Annotated in this window: 4 protein-coding genes, 9 pseudogenes and 1 other annotated feature; of the genes and pseudogenes, 8 read left to right on the top strand and 5 right to left on the bottom strand. The window is 57.0% G+C overall.

From position 1 onward, the window contains the following. Positions 1–376 precede the first annotated feature (376 nt). The 3 pseudogenes from ACTBDU_RS13880 to ACTBDU_RS13870 all read right to left on the bottom strand — a co-directional run. Positions 377–955: pseudogene (locus ACTBDU_RS13880) on the bottom strand (APC family permease); the annotation flags it as partial. Between the two features lie 182 nt (positions 956–1,137). Next, positions 1,138–2,527, bottom strand: a pseudogene (locus ACTBDU_RS13875) (glutamine synthetase family protein). Between the two features lie 140 nt (positions 2,528–2,667). Further along, positions 2,668–3,211, bottom strand: a pseudogene (locus tag ACTBDU_RS13870) (SDR family NAD(P)-dependent oxidoreductase); the annotation flags it as partial. A 262-nt stretch (positions 3,212–3,473) separates the two neighbouring features. After that, positions 3,474–3,595 (top strand) — a sequence feature (His leader region). 35 nt (positions 3,596–3,630) lie between these two features. On the opposite strand from ACTBDU_RS13870, the pseudogene hisG reads away from it, so the two are divergent. From hisG to hisIE, 7 genes and pseudogenes are all read left to right on the top strand, one after another. Further along, positions 3,631–4,537 (top strand): annotated as a pseudogene (gene hisG / locus ACTBDU_RS13865) (ATP phosphoribosyltransferase). A gap of 87 nt (positions 4,538–4,624) precedes the next feature. Then, positions 4,625–5,210 (top strand): annotated as a pseudogene (locus ACTBDU_RS13860) (aminotransferase class I/II-fold pyridoxal phosphate-dependent enzyme); the annotation flags it as partial. Between the two features lie 82 nt (positions 5,211–5,292). Then, positions 5,293–6,134 (top strand): annotated as a pseudogene (gene hisB, locus ACTBDU_RS13855) (bifunctional histidinol-phosphatase/imidazoleglycerol-phosphate dehydratase HisB). Next, positions 6,134–6,601 (top strand): HisA/HisF-related TIM barrel protein, encoded by a 468-nt coding sequence (locus tag ACTBDU_RS13850; RefSeq protein ID WP_438806866.1) that lies wholly within the window; start codon positions 6,134–6,136, stop codon positions 6,599–6,601. The pseudogene hisB and the gene ACTBDU_RS13850 overlap by 1 nt, the downstream one beginning before the upstream one ends. Next, the gene (locus tag ACTBDU_RS13845; protein ID WP_438806865.1) at positions 6,583–6,879 is read left to right on the top strand and encodes a HisA/HisF-related TIM barrel protein; all 297 of its coding nucleotides are present in this window, start codon (positions 6,583–6,585) and stop codon (positions 6,877–6,879) included. The genes ACTBDU_RS13850 and ACTBDU_RS13845 overlap by 19 nt, the downstream gene beginning before the upstream one ends. Then, positions 6,839–7,355 (top strand): annotated as a pseudogene (locus ACTBDU_RS13840) (HisA/HisF-related TIM barrel protein). The gene ACTBDU_RS13845 and the pseudogene ACTBDU_RS13840 overlap by 41 nt, the downstream one beginning before the upstream one ends. Next, a pseudogene (gene hisIE / locus ACTBDU_RS13835) lies at positions 7,349–7,961 on the top strand (bifunctional phosphoribosyl-AMP cyclohydrolase/phosphoribosyl-ATP diphosphatase HisIE). Before ACTBDU_RS13840 ends, hisIE begins: the two co-directional pseudogenes overlap by 7 nt. A gap of 1,090 nt (positions 7,962–9,051) precedes the next feature. Here hisIE and gndA read toward each other — a convergent pair. Continuing rightward, positions 9,052–10,458: an NADP-dependent phosphogluconate dehydrogenase gene (gene gndA, locus ACTBDU_RS13830; protein WP_438806864.1), complete on the bottom strand. Its 1,407-nt coding sequence runs from the start codon at positions 10,456–10,458 to the stop codon at positions 9,052–9,054. 126 nt (positions 10,459–10,584) lie between these two features. Beyond that, positions 10,585–10,758 (bottom strand): glycosyltransferase, encoded by a 174-nt coding sequence (locus ACTBDU_RS13825; RefSeq protein ID WP_438806863.1) that lies wholly within the window; start codon positions 10,756–10,758, stop codon positions 10,585–10,587. Positions 10,759–10,879: 121 nt separating this feature from the next. On the opposite strand from ACTBDU_RS13825, the pseudogene ACTBDU_RS13820 reads away from it, so the two are divergent. Next, positions 10,880–11,778: pseudogene (locus ACTBDU_RS13820) on the top strand (IS3 family transposase); the annotation flags it as partial.

The following is an 11,778-nucleotide window of genomic DNA, read 5'->3' as shown; positions in this document are numbered from 1 at the left end:
TAGCCTGTTACTCCAACTTCCAAAAGAAGAAAAAGAACGTCTGATAGCCCTACACGAAGCTAAAAAGGGGGCGGTATCTGAAGAGTGTGCAGTAGAAGATGTGGCAAGCTTAAACTGTAAGAAAAGTAGCCCGGCCTAAATAAAGATTAGGCCATTATCTATCTCACTTCATTATTTTTATGATTTACTAAAAGTTTTTAACCTAATTCACATATATCTAATGGATGCTTAAAAGGCGTTTAAACCACCTTTAAATCTGCTCAAACCACAGTCATTCGAGTCCAGAGTCTGTAAAATCTCTGTAAGCCGCGCCATTAAAGGGCTTCCGGCTAACCCATCGTTTAACTTAAGAGTCCAGAAATGATTGCCACCCCACAAACGGCGTCATACTCACCAACGTGCCGCTGCCTTCCCCCTGCATCACCCCGCGGACAACCAGCCCCAGAAACACCAGGATAATCGCGACCTGCAGCACCATAATCAGGCCGTTGAAATGGGCGACCAGACGGTTGCCGCGTAAATTGAACAGCGTCATCATCGCGACCAGCGCCGCGACGAAAATCCATGCCGGCCCCGACGGAAACAGCGGCTGCAAATAAATTTTTGCCAACAAAACGTTGATCATCGGCATAAAGAGATAATCCAGCAGCGACGACCACCCCACCATAAAGCCGACACCAGGGCTGATGGTTTTTTGCGCGCAGGTATAGGCCGAGCCGGCCGAGGGAAAGCGACGGACCAGCTTGCCGTAGCTGAGCGCGGTGAACAGCACAACGCACAACGCCACCGCATAGGCGGTCGCCACATGCCCGTCGGTCAGGCCCGAGACGATACCGAAGGTATCGAACAAGGTCATCGGTTGCAGGTAGGCCAGACCTATCATCACCACCTGAAACAAGGTCAGGGTTTTTCTTACACGTAGCGCGTTCGGCGGGCGCCGACCCTGCCACCACATTCTGCCCCATAGCTCTTTACTACGTCCTCATGCACGCGCGAAGGCGCCTCATCGGGTAACAACACGTCACGCGCCATCCACCCTGCGCGAAACAACGATGAAAAAACCGGCGCCTCACGGCGCCAGTTTTTTTTGGGGCGGCATCTTGCTACAGCGATGCCGGGATGGCAAGCCGCTCCGCTTCAGGCATTGTTCAGCATCCAGTCGATTTCGGTGGACGTCACCCGCCGCTCGAACTGACTCAGTTCGGCGGCTTTACAGGTATGAAACAGACGGCAAAAACGCTCACCGAGCAGGGCTTGCAGCCGGGTATCATTGGCGAACGCCGTCAGGGATTCGCACTGACGCAGCGGCAGTGGCGCCCCTGCCCGCGCGCCGTTGCCGCGTACCCTTGCCGGCAACGGCGCGTTGCCGTCCAGCCCGTGTAAGATGCCGGCCAACAGCGCCGCCACGACCAAATACGGATTGGCATCGGCCCCGGCGACACGATATGCCAGACGGCAATTATCCGCATCGCTACAGGGAATACGCACGGCCACCGTCCGGTTGTTAAAGCCCCAATTTGCGGGCAACGGGACGTAACCGCCCGGCTGAAACCGGCGGAAAGCGGTAACGTTGGGCGGCAGCAGCGCCATGGAAGCTGGCAATAAATCCAAGATGCCGGCGATAGCGCGCGCCATCAGCGGCGACGGGCGCCCATGCGGGTCGATAAAGCCATTATTGCCCGCGGCATCCCGTAAACTAAGATAAATATGCAGCCCGCTGCCGGTCCAGGCTTCATAGGGTTTAGCCATGAAGGTCGCGGTCAATCGGTGTTGCTCCGCCACCCTACGCACTAGCCGTTTCAACTGCAACGCCCGATCGCAGGCGTCGAGCCCGTTGTCGGTATGAGCGAGGTTGATCTCGAACTGCCCCGGCGCGGATTCCGCTATCGCCCCCTCCGTGGGTAACCCCTGAAGGCGCGCCAGCCGGGCGATATCGTCCAGGACCGCAGCACAGCGATCTAGTCTGTCCAGCGAATACACCTGACAGTGTTCTTGACGCGGCTGAACGTGGTGCTCACGGGACGGCGGCGGCATATGCGCCGCATTACGCCGCCGGTCAAGCAGATAGAATTCCAGTTCCGCCACCACCACGGGATGGAGGGCACGCGCACGCAACTGCTGCCAGAGGCGATTGAGCACATTGCGCGGCTCGACAGCGAAAGGTTGACCGTCAGTATCCTGCATGATTAGCTGCAACTGGGCGCAATGGGCCGGATCGGCAGCAGAGGGTTTAAGGGAGCCTGCCAGCGGCAAACAAAGCAGGTCTGGCTCGCCTTCCGCACCGATAAGGTCGGGCATCGCAACCGTTTCGCCGGTCACGGTCATGGCATACACCGAGGCGCATGATTGCGCACTCTGGAAAGGGCAACACGTTTACCGCGAAAACTACCATTAAGATCCGTCAGCAGGAGTTCCACCTGCCGGAGTATGAGGACAGCCTATCCAGATACGCCATAATTTCGCGCTGGAACGCGCTGGTTCGACTCACTGCCGGTCCGGGGTCGAAAACCGCCGGACTATCTGCCAGATTTTCTATAGGTCACCTGCGAACGCCTGTGGCCGTCGCGTTTAGCGCGACGTAAGTGCGGCGTAGTAAAAAGCAACGCCCCTTATCAACCATAGCGGTAAGCCCGCCGGCTGGCAAATCACGCCGGACCCCCTATGACGTCAGGCTGAGGGCATGAAGGCAGGATCGGGATAGAGATAGTCGAAGCCCAGCTCTTTACAAATTCGGTTGCCGTCAATAATTTTCCCCTCACCCGCGCCGCTGTCCGCCAGATAGACCGGAGGTGCTACGCCTAAAGCACGGGCCATGGCCAAATAATAGTCTCGCTTGGCGGGATGCCACGGCGCACATAAATTATAGCGATGTCCACCGCGCGGCCGCTAAAGCAGCAGGGTAATGGCGCTGATAACATCCGCCAGACGGACCAGATTGACCCCCTGCCCGCCGCCCGGCAGGCCTTGCTTCCCCGCCAGGAAGCGCCCCGGGTGGCGGCCCGGCCCTACCAATCCCGCCAAGCGCAGGATATCCACTGAGGTGTGGGGTAATTGATGCAACCAGTTCTCCAGCCCGACCAGACACCTGCCCGCCGGCGAGCACGGCGCGGTCGGACTTTCCTCGCCCTTCACGCCGGGTCCCTCGCCATACACCGATGTCGAACTGAATAATGCGCGGCACCTCGGCCGCCAGCGCGCTGTCCACCACCTGATAGCCGCGGGCCAGTAAAGATAGCGCCAACGGCATTCCCAGTCAGCCCAATCCGACAATCGCCACTTTTTTCATTGCGCTCGCTCCCGTTTGTTCTCCCGCTTCCGGTAAGCTTAACGCGAAGCGGTCGCGAAAGCGCAGGGTGCCGACACAAAAAAGTATTGCACTTTGCATCAAACATGGTTAGGTTATCGGCATTGCTTACTAAAAATTCAGTAATGCGACTTGTGGAACAAGCAATGACAAACATTCTGATCAACCATCATCATCAGCATCATTCTAACTAGTCTTTCAGGCGATGGGTGCTGAAAGAGGTTTTAATCTTCCAGCGGCGCAGAATGTCAGAGAGAGCCCTCGAAAGATTTCTTCCAAGGTTTTTTTTGGCTTGGATAAATAATTCAGTTACGGCAGAGGACATCATGTTGGACAAATCACGGTTACGGATAGCAATGCAGAAATCAGGCCGGTTAAGCAAAGAATCGCAGCAGTTGCTGGAGTAGTGCGGCATAAAAATCAATCTGCAACAGCAGCGCCTGCTGGCCTTTGCGGAGAATATGCCGATTGATATCATGCGGGTGCGCGACGACGATGTCCCGGGTCTAGTGATGGACGGCGTGGTGGGACCTCGGCATCATCGGCGAGAACGTATTGGAAGAGGAATTGCTGACCCGCCGCGCCCAGGGAGAAGATCCCTGTTACTTTACTCTGCGCCGGCTGGACTTCGGCGGGTGTCGATTGTCGATGGCCCTGCCGCTGGACACCCCCTAAACCGGTCCCGAATGCCTGCGCGGCAAACGTATCACCACCTCCTATCCGCATTTGTTAAAACAGTACCTAGATAAACTCGATATCACCTTCAAGTACTGTCTGCTGAACAGTTCGGTAGAGGTCGCCCCGCTCGCCGGGGTTGCCGATGCCATCTGCAATTTGGTGTCCACCGGCGCCACCCCTGAGGCCAATAGATTGCGCGAGGCGGAGGTCATTTATCGCTCCGAGGCCTGCGCTCTTCCAGCGCGACGGCGAACTGTCGGTGGCGAAACAATCGCTAGTGGATAAGCTTCTTGTCCGTATCTAGGGGGTCATCCAGGCCCGGGAATCGAAATACATCATGCTGCACGCCCCGACCGAACGGCTGGATGACATCAGCAGTCTGCTGCCCGGCGCGGAGCGGAGCGGCCGACCGTCCTGCCGCTGGCGGGAGATCAACACCGTGTGGCGATGCACACGGTCAGCAGCGAAACTCTATTCTGGGAAACCATGGAAAATCTGAAGGCCCTCGGCGCCAGCTCGATTCTGGTGTTGCCCATTGAAAAGATGATGGAGTGAGAACCACGAACGCCACAGTTTTTTCCCAACCGTTGCGCTGGCGCGATTGCGATGCGGCCGAACAGGCGCGACTCCTGACCCGTCCGGGGGGGGGTGGATACCCAGGCGGACATCAGAGCCATAGTGCAGCAGGTCCGAGAGCGACGCTGCGCGTCGCTGCTGGTGGTCGATGAAGCCTATATCGATTTTTGCCCGCAGGCGAGCGTGGTGAACTGGCTCGCTGAATACCTGCATCTGATCATTCTGCGTACCCTGTCCAAGGTCTTCGCCCTGGCCGGTCTGCGCTGCGGTTTTGTCCTGGCGAATGTTGAGATGATTTAACTGTTGTTAAAAGTCATCGCCCCCTACCCGCTGGCGCTCTGCCGGTGGCGGATATCGCCGAACAGGCGTTTTCGGATGAGGGATTACGGCAAACGCGGACACGGGTGGCGGATTGCCCCTGTATTTGCGCGGTGTATCCCAGCGTCAGCAATTATTTGCTGGTCCGGTGCAATCCGGACTATCGAGTGTTCAAAATACTCTGGGATCAGGGTACGATTTTACGCGATCTCAAAGCAAACAACCGGGCTTGGCCGACTGTTTGCGTATTATCATCGGCACTTTGGCAGAGTGCCAGAGCGTGATTGCGGCGTTAAAGGCGTTGAAACCCTCTTCCAGCAAGGAGTCCCTGTGAATCAGAAAGTCCTGTTTATCGATCGTGATGGCACGCTCATCAGCAAACCCCCGGCGGATTTCCAGGTGGGCCGCATGATCTGATGATGGTCATCTTTACCTCCCATGGCATTGTGTTTGATGAGGTGTTGATTTGCCCGCATTTACCCACCGACGGCTGCGCGTGCCGCAAACCGCAGACGGGGATAGTGGCGCCCTGGCTGCAAGAGGGCGGGCTGGATAGCGCCCACAGCTATGTCATCGGCGACCGGGAAACCGACATGGTGCTCGCGGCCAATATGGGTATCACCGCGCTGCGGTATCAGCGCACGTCGCTCAATTGGCCGGCAATTGCCGAGCAGCTGACCCGCCGCGACCGCCACGCGCGCGTTAATCGCGTCACACGGGAAACCGCCACCGATGTGGAAGTCTGGCTCGACTGGGAAGGCGACAGCCGAATCAACACCGGCATCGGTTTTTTCGATCACATGCTCGATCAGATTGCCACCCACGGCGGTCTGCGCATGAATATCGCGGTAAAGGGGGATCTGCATATTGATGATCACCACACGGTGGAAGATACCGCGCTGGCGCTGGGGGAAGCGCTGAACAAGGCGTTGGGAGACAAACGCATATTGGTCGCTTCGGGTTCGTGCTGCCGATGGACGAGTGCCTGGCGCGCTGCGCGCTGGATATTTTCGGCCGACCGCATCTGGAATACAAAGCCGAGTACAGTTTCCAGCAGGTAAACGATCTCAGCACCGAGATGGTAGAGCATTTCTTCCGTTCGCTTTCCTATGCCATGGCCTGCACGCTGCATCTGCGCACCAAAGGCAAGAATGATCATCATCGGGTGGAGAGCCTGTTTAAAGCCTTCGGCCGCACGCTGCGCCAGGCTATCCGCGTGGAGGGCGACACGCTGCCCAGCTCAAAAGGAGTGCTGTGATGAACGTGGTAGTGCTGGATACCGGCTGCGCCAATCTGTTCTCAGTTACCGCCGCGGTACGTCGCCTGGGCTATAAAGCGGTCGTCAGCCGCGACGCCGACATCGTGTTGCAGGCGGACAAATTATTTCTGCCCGGCATCGGCACCGCCCAGGCGGCCATGGATCAGTTGCGCGAGGGGGAACTCATTGCGCTGATTAAAGCCTGCACCCAGCCGGTGTTGGTCATTTGCCTCAACATGCAGTTGCTGAGCTCCGCCCGCGATCCGCAAGCGCGCCAAATCCCGTTGTTGCGTCGGCCGCTGGCCGGGGTGGCGCCGGCGCTGGTACAGGTCGGCGGCGGTATCCGCAGCGCGGCGGATGTCGCCCAGCTTCGCCACAGCGGCGTGCAGGGTGTCATCGTCGGCCGCGCGCTGTTGGAAAACAAATTTACCGTAGCGGAGGCGTTGGCATGCTGGCAAAACGCATAATTCCCTGTCTGGATGTCCGGCAGAGCCAGGTGGTAAAAGGGGTTCAATTCCGAAATCACGAAATCATCGGCGATATCGTGCCGCTGGCGCGCCGCGATGACGATGACGGGGCCGATGAGTTGGTATTTTATGATATCACGGCCTTCGCCGACGGCCGGGTGGTCGACAAGCGCTGGATAGCCGACGTCGCCGAGGTCATCGACATTCCCTTCTGCGTAAGCCGGCGGTATCCAAAGCGTGGCGCAGGCCGGCGAGATCCTCTCTTACGACGCCGATAAAATTTCGATTAACTCCCCGGCGCTGGCGGACCCGACGCTCATTAGCCGTCTGGCGGATCGCTTTGGCGTCCAATGTATTGTCGTCGGTATCGATACCTGGTTCGACGCCGCGCGCGGGTGTTATCAGGTCAATCAATATACCGGCGACGAAACCCACACCCGCATCACCTCCTGGCAAACCCTGGACTGGGTAGAAGAAGTCCAGCGGCGCGGGGGAGATCGTATTGAATATGATGAATCAGGACGGCGTGCGTAATGGCTACGACCTGACGCAGTTGTGGCAGGTTCGGGAACGCTGCCACGTTCCGCTTATCGCTTCCGGCGGCGCCGGCACGATGGCGCATTTTCTCGCGGCGTTTCGCGACGCGAAGGTGGACGGCGCACTGGCGGCGTCGGTGTTTCATAAGCAGATCATCAATATTGGTGAATTAAAGCAGTTCTTGGCGGCAGAGGGAGTGGAAATTAAATTATGTTAACCGAACAACAGCACCAGCAGCTGGATTGGCAAAAAACCGGCGGGATGCTGCCCGCTATCGTCCAATACGCCGTCTCCGGCGAGGTTTTGATGCTGGGCTATATGAATGCCGACGCGCGGCAGGCGACCGAGCAATCCGGTCAGGTGACGTTTTACTCGCGCAGTAAGGGCCGGCTGTGGACCAAGGGCGAGAGTTCCGGCAACCGTTTTGCGGTTGGTCAGCGTTCATCCTGACTGCGACAACGATACGCTACTGATTTTGGCCCATCCTCAAGGTTCGACCTGCCATAACGGTACCGGCAGTTGTTTCCATCCCACCGCCAGCGATTGGGGGTTTCTCTACACGCTGCAAACGCTGCTTGGCGAGCGTAGAAACGCCGATCCGCAAAGTTCTTACACCGCCAGTTTGTACGCCAGCGGCACAAAACGCATCGCCCAGAAAATCGGCGAAGAGGGGGTGGAAACCGCGTTGGCCGCCACGGTGCACGACAAGGAGGCGCTGATTAATGAAGCGGCGGATCTGCTTTATCATCTGCTGGTGCTGTTGCAGGATCAGGAGTTGGATTTAAGCCGGGTGATCGGCCGCCTGCGCGAACGTCACCGCTAACGGCGCGTCGTGCGGCTGGCAGGCGTGAGGCGCTTTCTTTGGCGCAGTCGCGCATTTACCTCTCACGCACCGGAGATGTGCACGTTAAGCGACGCGTTCATCAATATAAACGATGAGCGCGCCGGTGATGCCGATAGTTGGCAGTTCGTAGTTCGTAGTTAGCATCTGCCAGCTTTAACGCTATTGACCTGACGGCAGCCAGGGCAGCAACCTTATCGAAGGTAACAGGCGGCCAGGTGGCCATGCTGCCGATACCCGTGTCCACTGACGCCACGGGGAAACGTCCAGTGCAGGGTCAGCGCGGCGATCCCCCGGTAGTGGCGTTCAGGTTGACCAGCAAGGTGAACCTTAGCCTGCTCAACGACGGGCAAAAACGTTGCGTTACGCGCAGGTGCGGCGGCGTGTACCGACGACGGCGACGCGACGTGGCCCAATAAAGATCCGGTGTTAGTCTGCCGGCTGGTAAGCTTATGCTGCGCCGGTCCACCGGCAGCGATCCTGGGCGGCAACGCCGGTGCGACAGCCGATGGTTCATTCTGCATGGGTGTAGGCTGGTGCGCCTCTTTCAGGATTGCGTTATCCCGAATAGCGCGCGGCGCTGTGCAACGTGGCGGAGAGTCTCTACCGGGCGCTGCCCTGTTCGGCGCGCTGCAGGTGTTTGGCGAGCGTGACCGGATTAGCGCTTACAAGTGGGGAGTTGGGCGTATTTCCCTTTGACGGGCGCGGCAATACCGCCGTCCCCGCCGCTCCTCCCTGTCGGGTCCACAGTAGGATGAGCAAACGCGTCCCCGGCGTTGTGCCCGGCGCCCCTGCGGTAAATTGGCAACGAGAAAAACATGTATGGTTCCTTTCAGTTTACGCGTTTTAGATCAAGGCCCGCAAAATATAGGCAGGGCTGTCAGCGCAAAACATCACGGTTTCACCCTAATTGACTCGTTTCAAACCCCGTCACCACCGGCAAGGCAAAAAAAACCGGCCGGTAAAACCGGCCGGTGACGCTGTTTGCTTTTAGGTGACGCAGGAGAATGCGGCTTCCAACGTCTTCCGCGCAGCGCTCATCTCGCCTGCGCGGAAGCGGAAGCGGAAGCGGTTATTCCAGCCATTCCGTGTGGAACACCCCTTCCTTGTCAATACGCTTATAGGTATGGGCGCCAAAATAGTCGCGCTGGGCCTGAATCAGGTTGGCCGGCAGGAGGGCGGAGCGGTAGCTATCATAGTAAGCGATGGCGGCAGAGAAGGTCGGCGTTGGGATACCGTGCTGAACCGCATAGGCCACCACATCGCGCAGCGCCTGCTGGTAGTCATCGGCAATCTTTTTGAAGTACGGCGCCAACAACAGGTTAGCGATCGCCGCATCCTCGGCATAGGCGTCGGTAATTTTCTGCAGGAACTGGGCGCGAATAATGCAACCGGCGCGGAAGATTTTCGCAATCTCGCCGTAATTCAGATCCCACTCGTTCTCTTCGGAGGCGGCTTTCAGCTGAGAGAAACCCTGCGCATAGGAAACGATTTTGCCCAGATAAAGCGCGCGACGCACTTTTTCGATAAAGGCCGCCTTGTCACCGCTAAACGCTTCGTGCTGCGGGCCGGAAAGCACCTTGGAGGCCGCCACGCGCTGAGGTTTAAGCGACGACAGGTAGCGGGCAAACACCGATTCGGTGATTAAACTTAGCGGTTCGCCCAAATCTAGCGAACTTTGAAAGGTCCATTTGCCGGTGCCTTTGTTGGCCGCCTCATCCAGAATGACGTCGATCAGATAGTTGCCCTGCTCGTCCTTCTTGGTGAAAATATCTTTAGTAATATCAATCAAGTAGCTGCTAAGCTCCCCCTTATTCCATTCGCTGAAGGTGTTGGCCAGCTGCTCATTGCTCAGGCCCAGCGCGTTTTTCAATAGCGCATAAGCTTCGGCAATCAGCTGCATATCGCCGTATTCGATGCCGTTATGCACCATCTTGACGTAATGGCCGGCGCCATCGGGACCAATATAGGTTACACAAGCTTCACCCTCGGCGCGCGCGGCAATTTTTTCAAGGATAGGCGCCACCAGCTCATAGGCGTGTTTCTGGCCACCAGGCATAATCGACGGCCCTTTCAGCGCCCCTTCTTCACCGCCGGACACGCCGGTACCGATAAAGTTAAACCCTTCTTCCGACAGCTCGCGGTTGCGGCGGATGGTGTCTTTGTAAAAGGTGTTGCCGCCGTCAATAAGAATGTCACCATTTTCCAAAAACGGTTTCAACGAGTTAATGGTTTTATCCGTGCCTTCTCCGGCCTTGACCATCAACAGAATACGCCGCGGTTTCTCCAGCGAATTGACAAACTCTTCCACGCTATAATAAGGCACCAGCTTTTTCCCCGGGTTTTCCGCAATCACTTCATCGGTCTTTTCGCGCGACCGGTTAAAGATGGATACGCTATAACCACGGCTTTCAATGTTAAGCGCCAGGTTGCGCCCCATTACCGCCATACCGACGACGCCTATCTGTTGTGTGGACATTAAGCAACTCCTATAGTAAGGATGACACCTGCCGCCGCCGTCCGGCGAACAGGTCTATATGTATATTATATATTAACCCAAGCAAGTGTCTTGCGGGTAGTGATTGGTGCGATAGGAACGCACTCCTTAATCGTGTCCCGCCAGTTCGCGATAAATATCAGCATAGCTACTGACCATCCGCGTTGAGGTAAATAAGGCGTTAAAACGCTCACGCGCCTGCTCGCCATAGCGCCGGGGCAGGGCGGGATCCTGCCAAAGCTGGCGGCACCACCAGGCCGGTTTGCCGGTGAACGTTAACATAGGTAGTGCCGGTACCGATTTTGCAGCTGATCAACGGCTTGCCGTACATTATAGTGACACACTGAATTTGGCCACCTGAACAGAGGTGATATGCTCACTTCAGAACAACACGGGTGCACCAATGAAAAGAAGAAATTTTAGTCCTGAATTCAAACGCGAATCCGCTCAACTGGTTGTCGGCCAAAATTACACCGCCGCGCAAGCAGCAAAAGCCATGGACGTCGGGCTTTCTACGATGACGAAATGGGTAAAACAACTGCGTGATGAGCAACAGGGGAAAACGCCAAAGCCTCTCCTATAACCCCGGAACAAATCGAAATACGTGAGCTCAAGAAGAAGGTACAACGCATTGAAATGGAAAGCGAAATATTAAAAAAGGCTACAGCGCTCTTAATGTCAGACTCCCTGAACAGTTCTCGTTAATCAGGAAACTCAGAGCGCATTATCCTGTGGCCACACTCTGCCACGTGTTCAGGGTTCATCGCAGCAGTTACAAATACTGGAAAAGCCGTCCTGACAGGCCAGACGGCAGGCGAACGGTATTGCGCAGTCAGGTTCATGAACTGCACAGTATCAGCCATGGTGCCGCTGGCGCGAGAAGTATCGCCACCATGGCAACCCAGAGAGGCTTCCGGATGGGGCGCTGGCGCGCAGGCAGGCTCATGAAAGAGCTGGGTATCGCCAGCTGCCAGCTACCGGCTCACAAATACAAACGCGGCGGCAATGAATACGTTGAAATACCGAACCATCTCAACCGCCAGTTCACTGTAACAGAGCCAAACCAGGTATGGTGCGCGGCGATGTGACCTACATCTGGACCGGGAAACGCTGGGCATACCTTGCGGTTGTTCTTGATCTGTTCGCGAGGAAACCGGTGGGCTGGGCTATGTCGTTCTCCCCGGACAGCAGAATGTTCCACAGCGACCAGGGCAGCCACTATACCAGCCGTCAATACCGGCAAGCCCTATGGCGCTGCCAGATAAAGCAGAGTATGAGTCGGCGTGGTAACTGCTGGGATAA

The organism is Sodalis sp. (in: enterobacteria), assembly GCF_051710625.1.
Taxonomy (GTDB): Bacteria; Pseudomonadota; Gammaproteobacteria; order Enterobacterales; family Enterobacteriaceae; genus JBPESN01.
The sequence above is the reverse complement of the archived record's forward strand: the minus strand, read 5'-3'. Positions and strand labels throughout refer to the sequence as shown.